Source organism: Cupriavidus sp. MP-37, assembly GCF_020618415.1.
GTDB lineage: Bacteria > Pseudomonadota > Gammaproteobacteria > Burkholderiales > Burkholderiaceae > Cupriavidus.
The window spans coordinates 1,632,198-1,653,546 of record NZ_CP085345.1 but is presented as its reverse complement, the minus strand read 5'-3'; the positions used below and the strand labels follow the sequence as shown (position 1 = coordinate 1,653,546).

The window sequence follows — 21,349 nt, the reverse complement described above, 5'->3', positions numbered from 1 at the left end:
GGGATCGCATGGACGTCCATACCCTGACCGACGGCGCTGCCCAGGGCGGCGCCGCGGCCGAGTCCGGCGCCGCCGCGCGGCGCAGCAAGCCGGCGCCGGGCGCCTCCGGCCCCACGTTCCTCGAGCAGCTGGTGGCCGAGGGCCTGATGATCCCGACCGGCGTGCCCGGCCTCTATGGTCGCAACACCACCTTCGAATCGATCTGCGAAGGCATGAACCACGTCATGACGCGCCTGGGGCACGGCCTCGGCGCGGAGACGCTGCACTTCCCGCCGGCCATGGGCCAGGCGGACTTCGAAACCAGCGGCTACATGAAGAGCTTTCCGCAGCTGGCTGGCACCGTCCACAGCTTCTGCGGCGACGACAAGGGCCACCGCCGCCTGCTCGCGCGCCTGGAGGACAAGGACGACTGGACCGACCAGCAGCAGCCGACCGGCGTGGTGCTGACCCCGGCCGCGTGCTATCCGGTCTACCCGGTGATCGCGCGGCGCGGGCCGCTGCCCGAAGACGGCAAGGTGGTCGACGTGATGTCGTACTGCTTCCGCCACGAGTCCTCGCGGGAGCCGACCCGCATGCAGCTGTTCCGCCAGCGCGAGTACGTCTGCCTGGGAACCCCGCAGCGCATCGCCGCGTTCCGCGAGCAGTGGCTCGAACGCGTGCCCGAACTGGGCACGGCGCTGCAGTTGCCGGTGGAGATCGACGTTGCCAACGACCCGTTCTTCGGGCGCGGCGGCAAGCTCGTCGCCGAAAGCCAGCGCGAGCTCAGGCTCAAGTTCGAGCTGCTGATACCGATCAACGACGGCGCGCCGCCCTCGGCGTGCATGAGCTTCAACTACCACATGGACCACTTCGGCCATATGTGGAACCTGCGCAGCGCGGACGGCGCTATTGCGCACACGGGCTGCGTTGGCATCGGCGTCGAGCGCATGGCGCTGGCGCTGCTGCGCCACCACGGGCTGGATCCCGCACGCTGGCCCCAAACCGTCCGCGACACGCTGTGGGGGGGGTAAATGTACGGCGACGGCAGGGCCAGGGTTCGCGCAGGCCGCTCCACCTGGCATGGCGGCAATCCGGTCTGGTCCCATGCGAACCAGCAGATCGACCTGTGGGTCGAGTTGCTGCAGGGCTGGGACCTCGAGCCGATTGCCGCGTTGCCGTTCACCGTGGCACAGGACTTCGAGGGCGACCAGTTCACGCTCTCGGCCTTCCCCGCCAACGACCTCGAACGCCTGTACGGCATCGTCACGCACGAGCTGTCGATGTACGACCGGCTCGAGGCGCATGTGGCCACCCAGACCGCGCGCGGCAACGTGGTGCTGCTGGAAGTCGACAGCTACCAGCTGCCGCAGCCGGCCGGCACCTATCGCCGCCAGCATATGCGCTCGTGCATCGGCATTGACGTATTGGTGCCCGAGGCCGCCGCCGTCGGCTACTTCCACGGCGACGGCTACCACACCGCCAGCGGCGAGGACTATGCCGCCATCTTCCGCCCGGCGACGGTGGGCTACGGCGAGCTCGCGGCGTTTCCGCATGCGTCGGTGGCGCGGCGGCGCTTTGCCGCGCTGACCGATGCCGCGCTGATGCGGACTTCGCTGGAACTGCTGCGCCATCACCTGTCGCGCCGTCCGCAGCACAACCCGATCAGCGTGTTCCGCATGGCGTTCCCAGGCCATCTCGAACACCTGATGGCGCGCGGCGAGCCCAACTTCCAGGTTTATGCGGCCAGCGTGCTGCGCCAGCTGGGCGTCAATTTCGAACTGCTCGGGCGTTACCTGCGCTGGCTGGTGCTGCACGGGCACTCGCTGCCCGATTGCATCGGCGAGGCCTGCTACACCATGGCGTCCGAAGCCATGGTGATGCAGTTCCGGCTGATGCGCGCGGTGATCAGCCGCAAGTCCGATCCCTGCCAGGACTGCCTGGACCAGCTCGAGCAGGCCTACCAGGGCACGGTGCCGGCCCTGGCCTCGCACTTCGGCGCGAGCGTGGCATGAGCGCACGCGACGCGGCGGCCCTGGCGCAAGGCCAGTCCGCGGCAATGACCCACGCCACATCCGTTGCAACGGCGGCGACCGGCACGACGCTTGCCCCCGGCGTCGCCGTGGGCCCATGCGATCTCGCCGGCGAATGGCGCTGGCTGGAAACGCTCGCGGGCGCGGCGCAGGCGCCGGCAGACCTCGCCCCCGATGCGCCGTGGCTGCCCGCGCCGGTGCCCGGCACCGTGGCCGCGGCCCTGCGCGCGGCGGGCCGCTGGGACGACAGCGCGCCGCCGCCGCTGCACCGGCATGACTACTGGTATTGCGTGCGCTTTGCCGGCAGCGGCGCGCGCACGCTGCGCTGCAATGGCCTGGCGACGCTGGCCGAGGTATGGCTCAACGGGGTGCTGGTGCTGACCACGCGCCATATGTTCGCCGCCCACCAGGTGGCGGTGCAGCTGGCTGGCGACAACACGCTGCACCTGTGCTTCCGCGCGTTGCATCCGTGGCTGCGCAAGCAGCGCGGCCAGGTCCGCTGGAAGCCGCGCATGATCGTGCCGCCGACGCTGCGCGCGGTCCGCACCACGCTGCTGGGCCATATGCCGGGCTGGTGTCCGCCGGTCCATGCGGTGGGGCCGTGGCGCAGCATCGAGCTGCTCGATCCGGCCAGCGCCGATCCGCTGCACGGCGTGCGCGCCGAGGCCAGCGCGCGGTTGGACGGCACCGACGGCGCCGACGGCATCATTGCGCTGACGCTGCACTTCCCGGGGCCGGCGCCGGCCCAGGCGCGCTGGCTGGCTGCGCATGGCGACAGTGAAATCTGGGGCAGCCTGACGCGTACGTCGGCGCATGTGCTGGCCGGCACGCTGCGCGTGCCGCATGCGCGCCGCTGGTGGCCGCATACGCATGGCGAGCCTGCGCTGTATCGCGTCGAGGCCCGTCTCGGCACGCAGGCGCTGCATTGCGCGCAAGTGGGCTTCCGCACGGTCGAGGAAGACCGCGACGGCGAGCCCGGCGCCTTTGCGCTGCGCGTCAACGGCGAGCGCATCTTCTGCCGCGGCGCCTGCGTGTCCAGCCATGATTTGCCCGGACTGGCCGACAGCGACGAGGCCGTCGCCGGCTGGCTGCGGCTGGCGCGCGACGCGGGCATGAACATGGTGCGGGTCAGCGGCGTCACCTGCTATCCCGGCGAGGCCTTCTACCGTTGCTGCGATGCGCTGGGGCTGCTGGTGTGGCAGGACTTCATGTTCGCCAATTTCGACTACGGCGCGGATCCGCAAGCGTCGCGCGGGCTGATGGACGATGCCGCGCTCGAAGTCGGCCAGTGGCTGCAGTCGACGCGCGCGCACCCGGCCATCGCGGTGCTGTGCGGCGGCAGCGAAGCCGAGCAGCAGGCCGCCATGCTGGGCACGCCGCGCGGCGACTGGCGCCAGCCGCTGTTCGACGAGCTGATCCCCGGCCTGGTGGCCCGGCACCGTGCCGACGTGGTCTATGTGCGCAACTCGCCCAGCGAAGGCGCGTGGCCGTTCCAGCCCGACACCGGCGTCACCCATTACTACGGCGTGGGCGCCTACCAGCGCCCGCTGGCGGATGCGCGGCTGGCCAACGTGCGCTTTGCTTCCGAGTGCCTGGCCTTTGCCAACGTGCCAGGCGCGCGCACGCTGCGCGAACACGGCCTGAGCCAGCCGCTGCACGACCCGCGCTGGAAGGCGCGGGTGCCGCGCGATGCCGGCGCGGCGTGGGACTTCGAGGATATTCGCGACTTCTACCTGCGCGCGCTGTACCAGGTCGATCCGCCGTGTCTGCGCTATGAGCGCCCGGCGCGCTACCTGGAGTTGTCGCGCGCGGTGGTGGCGGAAGTCATGACCGAGGTGTTCAGCGAATGGCGCCGCGTGGGTTCCAGCTGCGCCGGCGGGCTGGTGTGGCAGTTGCAGGACCTGCTGCCCGGCGCCGGCTGGGGCATCGTCGACGCGCGCGGGCGCCCCAAGTCGCCCTGGCATGCCTTGCGCGCGGTGTGGCAGCCGCTGCAGGTGCTGCTGACCGACGAGGGCCTGAACGGCCTGCATGTGCATGTCATCAATGAAACCGCGCAGCCGCGCACGGTGCTGCTGACGCTGCGCTGCCTGCGCGACGGCGAGGCGGTGGCGGCGCAGGCGCGGCAGGTGCTGGCGCTGCGGCCGCGCGAATCCTGCCGGATCGCCGCGGCGGCGATGCTCGACCAGTTCTTCGATTTCACCTACGCCTACCGCTTCGGGCCGCCGGCCCACGACGTGGTGCTGGCCACGCTGCATGCCGATGACGACGGCGCCGGCACGCCGCTGAGCCAGGCGGTCTACCTGCCCGACCGCAGCGCCGCCGCGCTGGCGCCGCCCGAACTGCATGGCCGCGTCGAATGCGTGCAGGGCCAGTGGTGGCTGCACCTCGGCACGCGCCGCTTTGCGCGCTGGGTGCATATCGAGGACCACGCCTTCCTGCCGGAGCAGGACTGGTTCCACCTGGGGCCCGGTGAAACGCGGCGTATCCGCCTGATGCATGAGAGCGGCCCGGGCGTGGCGGCCGGCGCCATCCCTTCGGGCGAGATCTACGCCGTCAACGCCGACCGGCCGGCCAGCTACGCCGCGCCGGGCGCATAGGACGCATAGGGCGCACAGGCCCCACCAGCCGCCCCCCGCCGGCCGGTTCCTCCCTTGTCATGCCTTGCCTGGCAGCGTGTCGCTGCCGGCAAGTCCCGTGCATGCCGCCGCCGGGTACTTGCATTCGCCGCCAGCCTTGGCGGCGAATGCGGGTACCCGGCGGCCTGCTACCAACCAACCAAAGGATGAACGAGTACCAACCGTCTGCCTACTGTCGCTTCAGTGCGCCATAGCACTTAATACAGTCAAACGACGAGGCAGGCACACAGCGCACCGCAGGGCTTGCGCGTCGGGACGGAAAGCGGATGGCAGCCGTCATCAGTCAGTCATACGCGGTGTCAACAAGTCGGTAAGCATCAGTCACGGGTGGAGCGGTACAGCCGGGCTTTGCACCACGCAGCCAGTGCGCGAGCGGCGGCCCAGTGCCGGTCCCGGGTCAACGGGGAGAATCAGCATGATCACGCAACGGTCGGACCTGCATGTCAATCATCTGCTCAATGCCTTGCCGCGGCAGGAATGGGAAACGCTGTCGCGCCACTTTGAACTGGTCCGGCTGCGTGCCGGCGAACTGCTGACTGACACCAGCCAGCGCATCGTGCATGTGTATTTCCCGACCACCTCGGTGGTGTCGCTGCTGTCGCTGCTCGAGGACGGCGCCACGGTCGAGTTTGCCGCGGTCGGCAATGAAGGCCTGGTCGGCATTCCGGTGGTGACGGGCGGCGATACCATGCCCAGCCGCGTCGAAGTGCGCAGCCCGGGCTTTGCCTACCGCATTCCCGCGCGCGCGCTGCGCGCCGAACTGTCCTACCTGCCGACCCTGCAGCGCGTCACGCTGCTGTATGTGCAGGCGGTGCTGACGCAGATCGCGCAGACCGCGGCATGCAACCGCCACCATTCGCTGAACAAGCAGCTGTGCCGCTGGCTGCTGCTGGCACGCGACCGCATGAACTCCGACGAGCTGGTCATCACCCAGCAGGTCATCGCCAACATGCTGGGCGTGCGCCGCGAAGGCGTTACCGAAGCGGCCGGCAAGCTGGAAAACCTGGGGCTGATCCACCACAGCCGCGGCCATATCACCATCCTCGATCATTGCGGGCTCGAGAAGCATTCCTGCGAATGCTACAAGCTGGTCAAGCGCGAGTACGACCGCCTGTTGCCAGCGCTGGCCCACGCCTGAGGTGCCACGGGCGCGCGGCACGGCAGGGGCCGTGCGCCCGCGGTACCGCTGACGCTGGCGGCGCTGGCGGATGGCCTCAGGCGTATGCCGGCTGCGCCCGATCGGCGGCGCCGAACGACGACAGCAGGCCGGCGATGACCGTTTCATAAGCGGACTCCATCGTGTCCAGGCATTCGGCGCAGCGGTCCGGACGGCCGCGCGCCATGGCCCGGGCCAGGCGGAACTGCAGCACCTTGCTTTGCTCGGCCATGCTGTTGGCCGCCCGCGCGATGCGCGCGGGCACATCGTAACCATGCTCGCCGAACCAAGCGAGGCAGTGATGCAGCATCTCGAAGTTCGCCCCCAGCTGGCGCGGCAGGTTGAAGCCGTAGTGATGGAAGTAGGCATCGCCGCGCGCCAGGATCACCGCGACGTGCTGGTCGAAGTCGGCGCGCCAGCGCGTCACCGGGTTCAGCGCGGGGCGGCGGCCCAGGTGGTGGCGCATCAGCATCGCGGCCGCATCGGCCGCGGCCGCGCCCCGCAGCGGCGCGCGCACGCGCTTGGCGCATTCGGCGTACGGAAACAGGATGTTGCCGTCGCGCAGTGCGGGCGTCAGGCGCAACAGGCCGCGGTAGTCCTCATCCTCGGCGGTGTGGTACCCAAGGCTGTGGTAGTAGGACAGCCGCTGCGCGGCCGGGTCGATCCGGTCGATGGCGACGGTGGTCTTCACGTGTGCCTGGCGGTAGGCGGTGGCGCGCGTGTCGGGCAGGTAGTAGCTGTCCATCTCGACCAGCACGGTATGGCCGCGCCCGACCTGTTCGACCAGGTGGGCCTGCAGTGTGTCGTAGACCGCCATCTCCTGCACCACCGTGCCGTACAGCAGCTCGATATCCGCCTGCGGGTACTTGAAGAAGGTGAAATGGTCGCCCTCGTAGTCCTGCGCCACGGTGAATGCCAGCGCCGCGCGCGGGTCGAGTCCCCAGCCATACAGCAGCTCGATCCACAGGTCCATGTAGCAATTGGTCTCCTGCCAGACCGAGGCTTCATCGTGCAGCCAGCGCTGCACCGGCCTGGCCACGCGGCACGGCGACTGGCGCGAGTAGTGGTAGCCGCCGCGGTCAATGTCCGTGGTTGCCGTGGTTGCCGTTCCTGGCGAGATCGCTGCCGTCATTGCCACCGCCCGCTCCATGTCGTTCCTGCGCCGTGCGCGCATGCCGCCGGGCCGCGATGGCAAGCGCTGCGCCTGCACGGCCCACTGTATTGCAACGCCGGCGGCCGCGGCTATCGGTGCGTTCTCCAACAGAGCGCGCGCGATCGCGGACGCCCGCGGCGCGCGTGCCCGCGGCCCGCTGCGGCGGCGCAAGTAGCGTGTGCGGAATCGAACAGATTGCGCCAGGGCGCCTGCCTAGACTGGCTGGCATCCCCGTCATGGCGGTCAGGGACCGCTGCCGGGCGTACCCGTTTCTGCGAGGCCGTCGCGATGGTTGCGCAGGGCCGGGCCGGACGCGCGGGACGCTTGGAACAGGCGACACGTCAGGAGGCATGATGCGAATTCGGACCCGGGAAGAGAACCAGACGCCGCCGCCGGTCAACGGCGAAATCCATGCAGCGCTGCAAGGGCTGGGCGACAGGGCGGCGCATTGCGCCGCGTTGCCGGTGGTGCAGCCCGTGATCCTTGCCGGCGGCGCCGGTACGCGCCTGTGGCCGCTGTCGCGCGAGCAGTTTCCCAAGCAGCTGCTGAACCTGATTGCCGAAGACACGCTGCTGGAAGCCACGGCCAACCGCCTCGCCGGCGTGGCCGCGCTGGCGGGCCGCCCCGACGGCATGGAAGCGGCGCAGATCGTGGTCTGCGGGGAAGAGCACCGCTTCATGATCACCGACATGATGAAGCGCGCCGGCAAGCCCGCGCGCGTGCTGTCCGAACCGTGCGGGCGCAATACCGCGCCGGCGCTGACGGTGGCCGCGCTGCATGCGCTGGCGGCCGCGGGCGAGGGTGGCGATGCGGTGCTGGTGGTAACGCCGGCCGACCACAGCGTGGCCGACGTCGCGTCCTTCCGCGAGGCCATCGCCACCGCGATCCAGCATGCAGACCACGGTGCCATCGTCACGCTGGGCGTGAAGCCGGTGGCGCCCGAGACCGGCTTCGGCTACATCCGCGCGGCCGGCGGCGCCGACCATGGCGCCTTCATGCTGGACCGCTTCGTCGAGAAGCCGCATCTGGAGCTGGCCAAGCACTATGTCGAGTCCGGCGAGTTCTGGTGGAACAGCGGCATCTTCGTGGTGCGGGCCTCGGTGTGGCTGCGCGCGGTGGCCGAACTGCAGCCCGAGATGGCGCGGCAGTGCCGCGCCGCCTATGCGGCGAGCGAACATGCCGCCTGCGCCGGCGAGGTGCTGTGCCTGGGCAAGGAAGCGTTCCACGCCTGCCCGTCCGATTCGATCGACTACGCCGTGATGGAGAAGCTCGAGACCCTGCCGGATATCGCCGGCATGCTGGTGCCGCTGGATGCGGGCTGGTCCGACGTGGGCTCGTGGGCGGCGATCTGGGATATCGCGCCCAAGGACGCCAGCGGCAATGCCGGGCGCGGCCGCGTGCTGTTCGATGGCGCGAGCTCGTGCCTGGCGCATTCCGAAGGCCGCCTGATCGCGTGCGTCGGGGTGCAGGACGTGGTGGTGGTGGAAACCGCCGATGCGGTGCTGGTGGTCGACAAGGCCCACGTGCAGGACGTGAAGAACATCGTCCAGCGCATCCGCTCCGAGCATGGCAATGAAGTGGTGAACCATCGCAAGGTACGCCGGCCCTGGGGCTGCTATGACTCGATCGATCGCGGCGACCGCTTCCAGGTCAAGCGCATCGTGGTCGAGCCCGGCGCCAGCCTGTCGCTGCAGATGCACTACCACCGCGCCGAGCACTGGGTGGTGGTGCGGGGCACCGCGCGCGTGACCTGCGGCGACAACATCAGCATTCTTTCGGAAAACCAGTCGACCTACATCCCCATCGGTACCCTGCACCGGCTCGAGAACCCGGGCAAGACGCCGCTGGAGATCATCGAGGTGCAGTCGGGCGCCTACCTGGGCGAAGACGACATCGTGAGGTTCGAAGACAACTACGGGCGCAAATAAGGGGTCGGCGGCCAGTGCATGCACCCGGGCGCCGGCAGGCGCGCGGGTACGCACCGGTTGCTGCGTGATGGGCGAGAGGCAGCGTGTGGCGGGAGAGATGTCGTGAGCAGAATGTCATTTGCCGGAGCCGTACCGGTACCCGACCAGGTGTCGCCGCGCAGCGGCGCGAACGCGCGCGTGTTGCTGGACCACGCAGGCTGGATCCTTGCCGCCGGGCTGGCCGGCGCGGCCCTGGCCTGGACGGCGTGGCTGTCCACCCCTGACCTGTATCGCGCCAAGGCGCTGGTGCAGCTGCAGACCCGCGACAGCGCCGGCCGCACCGCCACGCCGCAGCTCGACCTGGGCATGCTGAAGAGCCGCGCCGTGGTCGGCCCGGTGGTCGAGCGCCTGCACCTGGACATCGAGATCCAGCCGCTGCGCGCGCCGCTGCTGGGCAGCCTGGTCAACCACTTCGCCGAGCCCGGCAAGCTGCGCGGGCCGTGGCCGGCGGAGCTGGGCTACGCATGGGGCGGCGAGCGCGTGGCGGTGGAGCGCCTGAACGTGCCGGCGCGCCTGCTCAACGTGTCGCTGACGCTGGAGATCCTGCCCGACAACGGCTTCCGGCTGAGCGGGCCGGAGGCGCAGGTCGAGGGCCGTGCCGGCCAGGTGGCCGAGGCCGGTGGCATCTCGATGCTGGTGGGCCGGATCGAGGCGCGGCCGGGTACGCGCTTCCTGGTCACGCGGCGCGACCTGACGCTGACCGTCGATGCCGTCACGCGCGAGTTGCGCGTGGAAGGCGAATCGAGCGACGCCACCACGCTGCGCATCAGCTGGCAGAACCGCGACCCCGCCACCGCGGCCGCGCTGGTCAACGGCATTGCCGATTCGTATATCAAGGGCCAGGCCGATCAGCGCCAGGACGACACCGCCGCGACGCTGGCCTTCCTGTCCGGCGAACTGCCGCGCGTGAAGGCCGAGCTGGAGCGCGCCGAGAGCGCGCTGACGCGTTACCGCTCGCGCTCGGGCTCGCTCGCGCCAAGCCAGGACGTGCAGTCGTACCTGAACGGCAGCATGGAATACCAGCGCCAGATCGCGCTGCTGCGCCTGGAGCGCACCAAGCTGCTGCAGCGCTTCACCACCGAAGCCAACGAGGTCCGCACCGTCGACAGCCAGATCCAGCAGCTCACGCGCGAGCGCCAGGAAATGGACGCGCGCATGCAGAACCTGTCGGCGTCCGAGCGTGAGTCCGTGGCGCTGACGCGCGACGTCAAGGTGGCCGAAGACATGTACATGACGCTGCGCAACAAGGTCGAGCAGCTGTCGCTGGCGCAGCTCGACCGCACCGGCCAGGTGCGCATCGTCGACAACGCGCTCACGCCCACCGTGCCGATCGGCATGGGACCGTGGACGCCGGCCGCCGGCGGCGGCGTGCTGGGCATGCTGCTGGCGGCCGGGGCGCTGACGCTGCGCCAGCGCGTGCGGCCCACCGTGGCCACCGCCAACGACGCCGAGGACAAGCTCGGCATCACCATGCTGGGCGACATTGCCTTCAGCCGCGAACAGGCGGCGCTCGAGCGCATGGTCTCGGCCAAGGCCCTGCTGGGCGTGGCCGCGGGCTATGCCGCACCGCCGTCGGCGCGCCTGGAGCGGCCGCAGCCGTCGAGCGCGGTGATCGACGTATCCGCGCTGGAGGATGACAGCGCCGAGCGCATGCTGCGGCTGGGCCTGCACGACCAGTTCCTGCTGGCGCGCAACGCGCCGCACTCGCTGGCGGTGGAAGGGCTGCGCAATATCCGCGCCGCGGTGCATTTCGCGCTGCGCAGCGCGCCCGACCATGTCATCGCCGTCACCAGCCCGGCGCCGGGCGCGGGCAAGACCTTCGCGTCGGTGAACCTGGCCGTGCTGTTCGCCGAAGCCGGCCAGCGCGTGCTGCTGATCGATGCCGACCTGCGCCGCGGCCGCGTGGCGAGCTGGTTCGACCAGCCCGCCGAATCCGGCCTGGCCGAACTGCTGACCGGGCGCGTGCCGCTGTCCGCCGCGGTGCGGCCCACGGTGGTCAACGGGCTGTCGATCCTGCCGGCGGGCTTGCCGCCGCCGAATCCGTCCGAACTGCTGATGCGCCCGGGCATGGCCGAAGCGCTGCGCCAGTGCGCCGCCCGCTTCGACCTGGTGCTGATCGACACGCCGCCGGTGCTGGCGGTGGCCGATGCCAGCCTGGTCGCGAACCTGGCGGGGTCGACCCTGGTGGTGCTGCGTGCCGACGCTACCCTGCCCGGCCAGGTCGATGAAACGCTCAAGCGCCTGCAACGGGCCGATGCCCGCCTGCTGGGCGGCATCCTCAACTGTGTGATCGCCAAGCGCAGCAACCGGGCGGAGTTCAACAGCGTCAACCCGTATCTCGGCATGCCGGCGACCGCGCCGATCTCGCGCCGGATCGGGCAGGCGCTGCACCGCGAAGAGAAAAAAGAATAAGGGGGCGCAGAAGCGGGCAGCGCAGCCTGAGCGTACCCGTTTCTGCGTGGATCGGTGGGCGTTTCCACCGGCTCGGCGGCGGGCTATTCGCTGGCCAGGAGGCGACATGAGGCGCCTGATGTTCGAAGGCTGTGCCGGCTGGCTGCACGAGGCACATGGAAAGACCGGCGTGGTACTGTGCGCGCCGCTGGGCCACGAGGCCATGTGGTCGCACCGGGCATGGCGGCATCTTGCCGACGACCTCGCCGCGGCCGGCATGCCGGTGCTGCGCTTCGACTATCCCTGCACCGGCGACTCCGCCGGCGCCTGCGAGGCCGCGCATTTCCTCGGCCGCGCCGCCTCGAGCATCGTCGCCGCGGCCGCGCAGCTGCGCGCGCTGGCCGGAGTCGAGCGCATCGTGCTGTGCGGGCTGCGCGCCGGTGCCAGCCTCGCGGTGCAGGCCGCCGAGGCGATGCGCTCGCACCCGGCATGGCAGGGCGGCGTTGCCGCGCTGGTGCTGATCGCGCCCGTGGTCAATGGGCGCGCCTACCTGCGCGAGCTGCGCGCGCTGCATCTGAACTGGCTCAACAGCGTCGGGCCGACCGAAACCCCGCTGCCGCCGGCTGGCGCGCTCGACGTGCTGGCATTCCGCTTCACCGCCGACACCGTGCGCGAACTCGAGGCGCTGCGCCTCGACCGCGGCACGACCTGCCCCGCGCCGCGCGTGCTGGTGCTCGACCCCTGGCCCGGCGCCAGTTCCGCGGCCGGCGCGCTGGCGCAGTACTACACCGACGGCGGCGTCAAGGTCGAGGCCGCCGCGTTCCCCGAATACGCCGACATGATGCAATCGGCCGAGTATGCCGGGGTGCCGGCGCAGGCCTGGCGGCAACTGGTGCAGTGGCTGGCACCGGTACCGGTCGCGTCGGCCGCGCTGCCGGCGCGGCGGTCCATGCCCGGCGCGGCGTCGCTGCGCGTCGCCGTCGATGGCGTGATCGAAGAGTCGGTCTGGCTCGACGCGCGGCGCCAGTTCGGCATCCTGTGCCTGCCGCGCGACGCGGCGCCCGCGCCGGTCGCGGTGATCTTCCCGAATACCGGCGGCAACCACCATGTCGGCGATGGCCGCATGTTCGTCACGCTGTCGCGCCGGCTGGCAAGGCTGGGCGTGGTCTCGCTGCGGCTGGACGTGTCCGCCCTCGGCGACAGCCCGCGCGCGCCGCGCAGCATGAGCATTCCTGAAATCTACGCGCCCGGTCCGCGCGCGGACGTGAGCGCCGCGGTCGACTGGATGCGCGCGCGCGGCTTCCGCTGCATCGTGCTGGCCGGCGTGTGCTCCGGCGCTTTCCTGAGCCTGCACGCCGCGCTGGCCAACCCCGGCGTGAACGGCCTGGTGCTGGCCAACCTGGTGAAATTCCGCTGGGACCGCGCCGACGACCGGAGCGAGGGCAAGGGCGCGCGATCGTGGCAGGGCTGGCTGTCGGCCGCGCGCCGTGGCGGCAACTGGCAACGGATGCTGCAGGGGCAGGTGCGGATCGGCGCGCTCGCCGCGGCCATGGCGCGCCACGCATACCGGCACGCCACCGAGCGCGTGGCGTTCCGCCTGACGCGGCTGCGCGGTGGCGAAGACCTGGCGTCAGCCACGGCTTACGCGCGGGCCGCGATGCGGTGCCTGAATGAGCGTGGGGTGCAGACGGACATGTTTTACGGGACCGAGGACGTCGGGCTCGATGAGGCGCGGCTGCGCTTTGGCAGAGATCTGGAAGCGCTCGCGGCGTTCACGCATATCACTGTGCATCGGCATGGGTGTATGGACCATGCGTTGTTTCTGGCGGGGGGGAGGCAGATTTTCTGTGACCACGTGGTGAAGCATGTGGCGGGGCATCTGGCTGAGATGGAGGTGGTGCGGGATGAGTTGCCGCGGGAGGTGAAGGTGGGGGTTTAGTGGTGGCTCTGAATGCGGGGCGTGTTGGCTGTTTTCGTTCTTGGCTGGCGCTGCTGTTTCGCCGGCGCAGCCGGCGACCTCCTTTCTGTCCGAGCGACAGAAAGGAGGCAAAGAGCGCGTCGCCTGGGCGGCTGGCCAAGGCGGCGTTGGTGGTTCCAGTGGTGGTGACTTGCGGTCAGGCGGTTGGTGGTTCGACCCTGCTGACGCTACCTGGAAGTGCCTGGCGTTCGAGGTCGGATGGACGAACCCGACTTTAGGTTGGTGGCCGCCTGCTTATCACGTTATTGGTGGGACGCCTTCGGCTGCGCTGCGCGCGCTCTCAATCTCAGGTCTCCGGCTCGGGCACGGAGTGCCTCGCTGCGCTCGCACGGCGTCGTCGCGGGCGAGCCCAACAACGTTTTGCTTCCCGCCTGTTTTCTCCCCTCTCCCGCAAGCGGGAGAGGGGCGGGGGTGAGGGCCGGAGTATCCACGAAGTCAAGCCTCCAATCCACCCGACGCGGTCATCGCACCGAACCGTGACCTCACGTGAAAATCCGATCTGCAAGCACGCCAGAACGGCATCTGCGACGCAGCCTATCTGCGCATACAAACTTCCAATCCATGGTGGGCCGGACACGGGGCCACGGACAAGCCTGGCTGGCCGGCATGGTGGTTTGCGTCGGTCTTACAGCCTCTTCGTCGTGGGGATTTGGACGCCTGACTTCGTGGATGCGCCTGGCCCTCACCCCCGCCCCTCTCCCGCACGCGGGAGAGGGGAGAAAACATACGGGAGGAGACAGGCAGTAGTCGGGATCGCACGCGATAACGCGTGCGAGCGCAGCGACGCACTCCGTGCCCGAGCCGTAGACCTGAGATTGGGAGCGCGCGCAGCGCAGCCGAAGGCGTCCCACCAATAACGTGATAAGCAGGCGGCCACCGACCTAAAGTCGGGTTCGTCCATCCGACCTCGAACGCCAGGCACCTCCAGGTAGCGTCAGCAGGCTGGAGCCACCAGAAGCCCGGCCGCGAGTCACCACCGATCGAACCACCAACACCGCCTTAGCCAGCCGCTCAGGCGACGCGCTCTTTGCCTCCTTTCTGTCGCTCGGACAGAAAGGAGGTCGCCGGCTGCGCCGGCGAAACAGCCGCGCTCGCCAAGAGCGATAACGCCGTCGCAATGCCGCGAATCTGGCCCAAGAAAATCGCCACGCGTGCCAGGAGCGAAGTCGTCACCAGTACCCAAAATAGACCTCACCCCTAAGCCCTCTTAGAACTAGCCCCCCCATACTGATTCATATACCGGTACTTCCCGAAGTGATAATGCGCCCGATACCACCGCCCCTCCACCTTCAGCCCATTGAAAATCACCCCCTTGATATCGCTCCCCGCCTGCACGATCGCGCGCCGCGTGGCCTTGAGCTCTGATGCCGTGCTGGCATCGGCCCGCGCCACCAGGAACACAGCCCCGGCCTTGGTCGCCAGCACGCCGGCGTCGGAAGTGGCCAGCACCGGTGGGGTATCGAGCAGCACCACGTCGTAGCGGTTCCGGAGCGTGGCCAGCAGCGTATCCATGCCGCGCGTCTGCAGCAGGTCGGCCGCCAGCGGCGGTTCGGAACCGGTGGCGATGAAATCGAGTCCTGGCACCACGTCGCGCTGCAGTACCTGCTCCAGCGGCGTGCCGGTCAGCAGCTCGGTCAGCCCCGGCACGCGCGGCTTGCCGAAATGGTGGTTGAGCCCGCCGCGCCGCAGGTCGGCGTCGACCAGCACCACGCGGCGCCCGGCGGTGGCCAGCACCGTGGCGAAGTTGGCCGAGATGAACGACTTGCCCACCTCCGGCGCCGGACCGGTGATCACCACCACATTGTTGCTGTCGCTGTTGAGCAGGGCAAACTGCAGCGAGGTGCGGAAGCTGCGCAGGCTTTCCACCGCCGGGTCGTCCGGCATGCGCCGGGCGAGCAGCTTGTCGATGTCGGGCCCGCCGCGCAGGCGCGACTGCGCGGCGCTGTAGGGCACGGTGGCGTACACCGTCATGCCGGTTTCGCGCTCGATCTCGTCCGCATCGGCGACGCCGCCGTCGAACAGCCGGCGCAGCACCACCACCGCGGTGCCGGCCAGCAGGCCCAGCAGCACCGAGGCCGCGGCGATCAGCTTGCGGTTGGGCTTGACCGGGCGGATCGGCACCTCGGCCGGGTCCACCAGCCGCGCCGTGCCGATCTTGCTGGCCTTGACCAGCCTGAGCTGCTGCACGTCATTCAGCAGCGACTGGTACATCTCGGTGCTGACCCGGACATCGCGCATCAGCCGCAGCACGTTCTGCTCGATATCCGGCAGGCGCTGGATCTTGCTGCCGACCGCGCCGATCTCGGCGTTCACATCGGCGATCTGCTTGTCCATGATCTCGATCGCCGGATGGTTGGGGGTGAAGCGCGCAATCAGTTCCTGGCGCCGCTGGCGCAGGTCGGCCAGCTTGGTCTGGGCGGCCACCGACTGCGACAGCACCAGCCGCGATTCTTCGTTCAGGTCGATGGTGCCGCGCTGGTTGCGCATGTTGTTGTAGCGCGACTCGGCGCTTTCCAGCTGCTGCTTGAGCTGCGGCAGCTGCGCCTCCAGGAAAGCCAGCGATTTCTCGGCCTCGGCCGCCTTGCGGCGCAGGTTCTGCTCGACATACTCGTTGCCGATCTCGTTCAGGATGGCGGCGGTCTTCTCTGCTGAAGTACCCTCCAGCGCCACGCCGATCACGCCGCTCTGCTTGCCGCGCTCGGTGATCATCAGCTTGCTCTGCAGGTCGGCAATGGCCACCGCGCGCGGCACGCGCGAGACATGGAACACCGCGCCGGGGCGGCCTTCGAGCTGGGTCACCTCGATGGTGACCTTGCCGCTGTGGGTCGCCACCGTCAGCGGCACGCCGACGCTGCCTTCGGCCACGGCATTGTCGCTGGCGAAGGCCACCCGGTATTTGTCGTTGCCCAGCGCGGTCACCGTGATCAGCCGGCGCTCCATCGCGGGCGGCACCTCCAGGCGCGATACCGTGATCGCCTCGCTGCCCCACGCATAGCCGCCCCGGCCGAACAGGCCCGGCTGCGACAGCTCGCGGTTGAAGCCGGCCACGGCCGCGCCGATCACCGGAAAGTAGGACGGCGACGCGGACACGTCCAGCTGCAGCGCGTCGACCGCCTTGCCCACCACCATGCGCGAGCGCAGCAGCTCGATCTCGGTCGAAGGGGCGGGCCTGACGTCATACACCGGCGACACCGTGGCGGTGGGCTTGTTGGTGTTGTTGACGTTGCCGCTGTTCTGGTCCTCCACCTGCACCAGGATGTCGGCGCGGTAGACCGGCTTGGACAGCAACGCGAACAGCAGGCCCGCGGCAATCACCGCCGCGGCAACCGCGAGGAAGGTCCAGCGGTAACGGACCAGCACGTCGACATACGAAGTCAGGTCCGACGACGTCTCCTCGCCTTCCGGGGCCTGGGCCTCGTAGTCTCGCAGGTTCTTGATGTTGCTCATGTTGCCTCCCCGTAGCGGGTTGCCTGTGCTTCGGATTGAATCTGTGCCGTCCATGCCTGCACGCCCTCGCGGATCAGCCCCAGCACGATCAGGAACATTGCCTGCGAGCCGCCGTAGGGATCGGGAATATCCGCCTGCGCGGCCTCGCACAGGCGGAAGGTCTTGCCGCGCGCCCGCGGGAAGCGCTGCTCCAGCCATTCGCGCTGCTCGCTGTCCATCACCAGCACCAGGTCGGCGCCGTCGACCATGTCGTCGTCGAGTTCGCGCGCGCGGTGCGCGGCCAGGTCCAGCCCGTCCTTGGCCAGCAGCCGGATCACGCGCGGATCGGCGCCGGCACCCACCGGCGGCGCCAGCCCGGCGGAACTGATGCTGCAGCCGGGCAAGGCCTGGCGCAGCAGGTCGGCGGCCATCGGGCTGCGGCAGCGGTTGCCCAGGCACACCACCAGGATCGAGCGGATCATCGCGGCTTCATCGGAGACTAGGGGCGGCGCCGGCAGCATGGCTCACGGCCGCGTAGTCAGGCTGTTGACGCCCACGATCGGGCTCACCAGCAGGCTCATGACACGGCTCCACCGCACCACTTCGCGCGCGTCGACGTAGACCACGTCCTTGGGCTCCAGCTCGAAGCCCTCGGCGATCGCCAGCGCCACCGGCGAGGTGCCGTCGAGGTGGAACACCTTGGGCGCATCGTTGGCGGTCTTGCGGATCACGTAGATCTGCTCGGCGTTGGCGGAGTTGGGGTTCACGCCGCCGGCATCGCCCAGCGCCTCGTTCAGCGTCATGCGCCCGTTGCGCATCAGCAGCGAACTCGGCCGGACCACTTCGCCGGTGACGAAGACCTTGCTGTCCTCGCGCTGCTCGACGCGCACGATGTCGCCCGAGCGCAGCAGGATGCGCGACGGATCGATGCCCTTGGCCAGCATCGCGGGAATATTCACGTACCAGCTGCGCTCGCCGCGGGTGACGCGCACGCGGCTGTTGTCGCCGGTGTTGTTGAGCACGCCGCCGGCGCGGTTCAGCGCTTCGACCAGCGTCATCGGCGCGTCGTCGATGGCGAGCATGCCGGGCGTGCGGACCTCGCCGTCGACATAGACGCGCTGGCTGCGGAAGCCCAGCACGCGCACCGTCATCTGCGGATTGCGCACCACGCGCGAGAGCACGCGCGCCATTTCGTCGCGGACCTGGTTGGCGGTCTTGCCGGAGACCTTCATCACGCCGGCATAGGGGAACTGGATGTCGCCATTCGGGCTGACCACATAGCCCGGCATGTTGGAGCCGCCGGTCGAGGCCGGGACCTCGAAGCCGGCGCCGATGCTGTAGGTCTGCGTCGGGAACACCAGTTCCGGGTGGTCCCACACCACCACCGAGATGATGTCGCCGGGGCCGATCACGTAGGGCTTGGGCGTGGCGAACAGTTCTTCGACACGGTCATTGGTGGGCTTGCTCTTGGCGCGCAGCTCGCGCACCAGGTCCATGGTGATGGGCGTGATGTCCGGCTTGGCGTCCGGGCCGACGGCGTCGACGTTCGCACTCGGGCTGAAGTGCATCCCCGGCGACGCGGCGCAGCCGCCCAGCAGCAGGGCGGCGCCGAGCATGGCGCACAGGCCCGGCAGCGAGCGCTGGCGCGACCGGCGGGTGCGGTGGGTAAGGCTGGCGGTGCGGCAAGCGGTGCGGCATTGACTGGTTTCCACGACATTCCTCCTGCACATTGGGGCGCGCCCGCGCTCGGACGGCAGGCCCCCGATGCTCCCAGCCTAGGGCGGCGGGTAGCGTGAATCGGTGCGCTCTCGCACACTGACGCGGGCGCCTTGGGTGGCCTGCCGCGCACTGGTCGATTGCGCCGCAGGCATGGCGCCGCACGCGCGGCTCATGGCTGCGGGCGGCGCTGGCCGATGGGGCGCGCGGGGGTGCCGCCATACACCGTCCAGGCTTCGCGCAGCGGCTTGGTCACCACCGTGCGCGGCGCAATCACCGCGCCTTCGGGCAAGGTCACGCCCGGCGAGATGAACGCTTCGGCGCACACCCACACATGGCGCTCCAGCGTGATCGGCGACGCGATCAGCTGGAAGGTCTCGCTGTTGTAGTCGTGCGAGCCGGTGCACAGGTGCGAGCCTTGTGACACGATGGCGTAGTCGCCCAGCGTGATCGGGCTGATGTTGTAGAGGGTCACGCCGTCGGCAACGGCGGTATGCTCGCCCATCACCAGGTTCCACGGCGCCCAGATCCGCGCCGCGGGATAGACCCTCGCGTCGCGGCCGAGGCGGGCGCCGAACAGCCGCAGCAGCGCGGCGCGCCAGGCATGCATCGGGCGCAGGCTGGGGCGGAACAGCCACAGCCATACCCAGTTCCATAGCTGCCGGCGCACACGGTTGGACAGCGAAAACGACGGGCCGGAGGTGCGGTGGGTGTGCTGGATGATCATACGGAGCGTTCCGGGGACGGCGGGCATTGCGGCGATGCTCGCGCGAAGCCGGCCGGCGCATCGGTGCGCCGTGCCACAGAAGCCGGGCGGGAAGCGCTAGCGCGTGGCGTGACCGCCGTCACGCTCCACGCAGGTGCGCCAGCGCACGGAACGGCACCCGGTGCTGGCGCATGCTGCAGGCAGGACACAGCGTGCACAGGCGTGCTTGCATGCTGCGCCACCGGAGCCATGACGCGATGATGCATCCCTTGCGGCTGCGCGAGACCCCTGCGCCTGCGCCGCTGCCAAGCATCCTGATCTACAGCGCCCCCTTCCATCCGTTGATCGGCGGCATGGAGCGGTTCGCCGAAGAGCTGGCAAGCGGGCTGGCGGAACTGGGCTATCCGGTGGAGCTGGCCACGCGCACGCCGGCCGCGCCCGGCGACGCCACCACGTTCCCGTTCACCGTGACCCGGGTCAGCGGCAAGCTGCAGCTCGCGCGCGCCATGCTGCGCCACCGGCGCGTGCTGTTCGTCGGCCTGACCTTTTACGACGTGATGCTGGCCAGCGCGCTGCGCCGGCGCATCGTGCTGACGCACCACGGCCCCTACGTGGTCCATGGCCACACGCGCGGCGCCTGGAGCGGTGCGATCAAGCGCTGGCTGTCGCGCTTCTATGACGGCATCTGCGTCAGCCACTACCTGGCCGGCTGGCTGCCGGGCCAGCCGCTGGTGATCCACAACGGCTATCGCGACGAACTGTTCGCCGCGCCGCCGCCAGCCGGCACGCGGCCGGCGGGAAGCTTTATCTTCGTCGGGCGGCTGGTGTCCGAAAAAGGCGTGGACCTGCTAATGCGCAGCTTCGCGCGCCTGCACGCGCGGCAGCCGCACGCGCGCCTGACCATCGTCGGCGACGGGCCCGAGCGCGAGGCCCTGGCGCGGCTGGCCGCCGGGCTTGGCTGCGCGGCCGCGGTGCACTTTGCCGGCTGCCAGTGCGCCGCCGGCGTGGCCGCGCTGCTGGGGCGGCATCAATGCCTGGTGGCGCCGTCGCTGGGCTATGAGTCGTTTGGCATCGTCGCGCTGGAAGGCCTGGCGGCGGGTTGCGAAGTGATCGTCAGCCAGCGCGGCGGCCTGCCCGAAGCGGTCGGCGACTTCGGCTGGGTGGTCGAGCCGGCGCCCGAGCCGCTGCACGCGGCCATGGCCGCCGTGCTGGCCGGCGCGTCGCGCCGGGACGAAGCCGGCACGCGCCAGTTCCTGCGCGAGCATGAACGCAAGGCGGTGGCGCAGCGCTATGCCGAGGCCATCGCGCGCTTCACGCAGCATCCCAGCGAGCCGCACGAGCAGGTACCGTTCAACACCGAGCAGCAGGGTTCCGAAGCAGGCCGCTAGGCTTCGCGCCAGCGGTCCTCATGCGCGGTCAGGCACTTGCGCAGGAAGCCGAGCATGCCGGTGGCGCAATAGACGCTGACGCGGGGCAGGCCGAACGGGTCGTCGCTGGCGCGGGCCAGGCCGCGCGCGGTGATGGTGGCGTTGGCGTAGCCTGCCTCGCGCACCATCTCCCGGTGCGCGGCATCCTGGCTGCCGTAGGGATAGCAGAAGGCCGTCACCGGCACGCCCAGCCACTGCTCCAGCTCGTCCTTGGACGCGGCGATCTGCCGGCGCGCCTCGTGCGGCGCCATGCGGCGCAGGTCGACATGATCCAGCGTATGCGATCCGACCTCATGGCCGCGCTGGTGCCAGGCGCGCATCTGCGCCACGCTCATCAGCGCCGCGGGGCGGATGCCCAGGTCGCGGTCCCAGACATTGCTGCCCGACAGCTGGCGCGAGACAAAGTAATTGGTGGCGGTGAAGCCCAGCGCATCCAGCGCGGGCATGGCGTGCTCGAACACGTTGCGGAAGCCGTCGTCGAAGGTGATGCCGAACACCTTGCCGCTGCGCTCGCCGTGCAGGTACGGCATCAGGTCGCGCATGCTCAGGCCGCGATAGCCGAGCCGGTGCATCAGCCGCATCTGCCGGCGAAAGCGCGCGGGCGGCACCCACAGCCCGCGCCCGGGCGAGCGGCGTGGCGGCGGCGCGTCGATCTGGTGGTACATCAGGATCGGAATCGGCATGGCAGGGACCCGGTGCGCGCCATGCGGATGGCGCCAGTGCAGGCCATTCTGGTGCGCTGCGGGGGCCGGCTCGGTGCGCTGGTCCACATTGGCCGGGCGGC

Annotated in this window: 14 protein-coding genes; 8 read left to right on the top strand and 6 right to left on the bottom strand. The window is 69.9% G+C overall.

Annotation, left to right across the window (positions count from 1 at the left end; all coding sequences use genetic code 11):
* Window positions 1-8 precede the first annotated feature (8 nt).
* The 4 genes from LIN44_RS23825 to LIN44_RS23810 all read left to right on the top strand — a co-directional run bounded on the left by LIN44_RS23825 (window position 9) and on the right by LIN44_RS23810 (window position 5,783).
* Window positions 9-1,010, top strand: coding sequence for an amino acid--[acyl-carrier-protein] ligase (locus LIN44_RS23825; protein WP_227314725.1), 1,002 nt, complete (start codon window positions 9-11; stop codon window positions 1,008-1,010).
* On the top strand, window positions 1,011-1,991 hold the full coding sequence (locus LIN44_RS23820) for a DUF1839 family protein (protein WP_227314724.1): 981 nt from the start codon (window positions 1,011-1,013) through the stop codon (window positions 1,989-1,991).
* A gap of 44 nt (window positions 1,992-2,035) precedes the next feature.
* Window positions 2,036-4,606 carry a glycoside hydrolase family 2 protein gene (locus tag LIN44_RS23815; RefSeq protein WP_227316414.1) on the top strand — a complete coding sequence of 857 codons (2,571 nt, stop codon included), beginning with the start codon at window positions 2,036-2,038 and terminating at the stop codon, window positions 4,604-4,606.
* A gap of 454 nt (window positions 4,607-5,060) precedes the next feature.
* Entirely contained in the window at window positions 5,061-5,783 is a 723-nt protein-coding gene (locus LIN44_RS23810; RefSeq protein ID WP_227314723.1) for a Crp/Fnr family transcriptional regulator, read from the top strand.
* Between the two features lie 76 nt (window positions 5,784-5,859).
* Here LIN44_RS23810 and LIN44_RS23805 read toward each other — a convergent pair whose 3' ends face one another.
* Window positions 5,860-6,933 carry a DUF1839 family protein gene (locus LIN44_RS23805; protein ID WP_227314722.1) on the bottom strand — a complete coding sequence of 358 codons (1,074 nt, stop codon included), beginning with the start codon at window positions 6,931-6,933 and terminating at the stop codon, window positions 5,860-5,862.
* Between the two features lie 371 nt (window positions 6,934-7,304).
* On the opposite strand from LIN44_RS23805, the gene LIN44_RS23800 reads away from it, so the two are divergent.
* From LIN44_RS23800 to LIN44_RS23790, 3 genes are all read left to right on the top strand, one after another.
* Complete coding sequence (locus LIN44_RS23800; RefSeq protein ID WP_227314721.1) at window positions 7,305-8,882, top strand: mannose-1-phosphate guanylyltransferase/mannose-6-phosphate isomerase; 1,578 nt, start codon at window positions 7,305-7,307, stop codon at window positions 8,880-8,882.
* A gap of 111 nt (window positions 8,883-8,993) precedes the next feature.
* Window positions 8,994-11,333, top strand: a complete 2,340-nt coding sequence (locus tag LIN44_RS23795) for a polysaccharide biosynthesis tyrosine autokinase (RefSeq protein ID WP_227316413.1) — start codon at window positions 8,994-8,996, stop codon at window positions 11,331-11,333.
* A 106-nt stretch (window positions 11,334-11,439) separates the two neighbouring features.
* The gene (locus LIN44_RS23790) at window positions 11,440-13,251 is read left to right on the top strand and encodes an alpha/beta hydrolase (protein ID WP_227314720.1); all 1,812 of its coding nucleotides are present in this window, start codon (window positions 11,440-11,442) and stop codon (window positions 13,249-13,251) included.
* A 1,236-nt stretch (window positions 13,252-14,487) separates the two neighbouring features.
* On the opposite strand, the gene LIN44_RS23785 is transcribed toward LIN44_RS23790, so the two are convergent.
* The 4 genes from LIN44_RS23785 to LIN44_RS23770 form a co-directional block, all read right to left on the bottom strand.
* The gene (locus LIN44_RS23785) at window positions 14,488-16,737 is read right to left on the bottom strand and encodes a polysaccharide biosynthesis tyrosine autokinase (protein WP_227314719.1); all 2,250 of its coding nucleotides are present in this window, start codon (window positions 16,735-16,737) and stop codon (window positions 14,488-14,490) included.
* On the bottom strand, window positions 16,734-17,198 hold the full coding sequence (locus LIN44_RS23780; RefSeq protein ID WP_227314718.1) for a low molecular weight protein-tyrosine-phosphatase: 465 nt from the start codon (window positions 17,196-17,198) through the stop codon (window positions 16,734-16,736). Before LIN44_RS23780 ends, LIN44_RS23785 begins: the two co-directional genes overlap by 4 nt.
* A gap of 42 nt (window positions 17,199-17,240) precedes the next feature.
* Window positions 17,241-18,332 (bottom strand): polysaccharide biosynthesis/export family protein, encoded by a 1,092-nt coding sequence (locus tag LIN44_RS23775; RefSeq protein ID WP_227316412.1) that lies wholly within the window; start codon window positions 18,330-18,332, stop codon window positions 17,241-17,243.
* Window positions 18,333-18,604: 272 nt separating this feature from the next.
* Window positions 18,605-19,159 (bottom strand): putative colanic acid biosynthesis acetyltransferase, encoded by a 555-nt coding sequence (locus LIN44_RS23770; RefSeq protein ID WP_111520832.1) that lies wholly within the window; start codon window positions 19,157-19,159, stop codon window positions 18,605-18,607.
* Between the two features lie 209 nt (window positions 19,160-19,368).
* Between LIN44_RS23770 and LIN44_RS23765 the strand changes: the two genes are divergently transcribed.
* On the top strand, window positions 19,369-20,526 hold the full coding sequence (locus LIN44_RS23765; RefSeq protein ID WP_227314717.1) for a glycosyltransferase family 4 protein: 1,158 nt from the start codon (window positions 19,369-19,371) through the stop codon (window positions 20,524-20,526).
* Here the strand turns inward: LIN44_RS23765 and LIN44_RS23760 are convergent.
* A complete protein-coding gene (locus LIN44_RS23760; protein WP_227314716.1) occupies window positions 20,523-21,248 on the bottom strand; it encodes a polysaccharide deacetylase family protein in 726 nt (241 codons plus the stop codon). The two genes, LIN44_RS23765 and LIN44_RS23760, sit on opposite strands and share 4 nt — an antisense overlap.
* Between the last annotated feature and the right edge of the window lie 101 nt (window positions 21,249-21,349).

What these genes read in the sequence shown, in the direction of transcription:
- LIN44_RS23825 (WP_227314725.1), top strand. Translation starts at nt 9, where the DNA reads ATGGACGTCCATACCCTGACCGACGGCGCTGCCCAGGGCGGCGCCGCG.
- LIN44_RS23815 (WP_227316414.1), top strand. Translation starts at nt 2,036, where the DNA reads ATGACCCACGCCACATCCGTTGCAACGGCGGCGACCGGCACGACGCTT.
- LIN44_RS23760 (WP_227314716.1), bottom strand. Translation starts at nt 21,248, where the DNA reads ATGCCGATTCCGATCCTGATGTACCACCAGATCGACGCGCCGCCGCCA.
- LIN44_RS23790 (WP_227314720.1), top strand. Translation starts at nt 11,440, where the DNA reads ATGAGGCGCCTGATGTTCGAAGGCTGTGCCGGCTGGCTGCACGAGGCA.
- LIN44_RS23765 (WP_227314717.1), top strand. Translation starts at nt 19,369, where the DNA reads ATGCTGCGCCACCGGAGCCATGACGCGATGATGCATCCCTTGCGGCTG.
- LIN44_RS23795 (WP_227316413.1), top strand. Translation starts at nt 8,994, where the DNA reads ATGTCATTTGCCGGAGCCGTACCGGTACCCGACCAGGTGTCGCCGCGC.
- LIN44_RS23800 (WP_227314721.1), top strand. Translation starts at nt 7,305, where the DNA reads ATGATGCGAATTCGGACCCGGGAAGAGAACCAGACGCCGCCGCCGGTC.
- LIN44_RS23785 (WP_227314719.1), bottom strand. Translation starts at nt 16,737, where the DNA reads ATGAGCAACATCAAGAACCTGCGAGACTACGAGGCCCAGGCCCCGGAA.
- LIN44_RS23805 (WP_227314722.1), bottom strand. Translation starts at nt 6,933, where the DNA reads ATGACGGCAGCGATCTCGCCAGGAACGGCAACCACGGCAACCACGGAC.
- LIN44_RS23820 (WP_227314724.1), top strand. Translation starts at nt 1,011, where the DNA reads ATGTACGGCGACGGCAGGGCCAGGGTTCGCGCAGGCCGCTCCACCTGG.
- LIN44_RS23775 (WP_227316412.1), bottom strand. Translation starts at nt 18,332, where the DNA reads ATGCTCGGCGCCGCCCTGCTGCTGGGCGGCTGCGCCGCGTCGCCGGGG.
- LIN44_RS23810 (WP_227314723.1), top strand. Translation starts at nt 5,061, where the DNA reads ATGATCACGCAACGGTCGGACCTGCATGTCAATCATCTGCTCAATGCC.
- LIN44_RS23770 (WP_111520832.1), bottom strand. Translation starts at nt 19,159, where the DNA reads ATGATCATCCAGCACACCCACCGCACCTCCGGCCCGTCGTTTTCGCTG.
- LIN44_RS23780 (WP_227314718.1), bottom strand. Translation starts at nt 17,198, where the DNA reads ATGATCCGCTCGATCCTGGTGGTGTGCCTGGGCAACCGCTGCCGCAGC.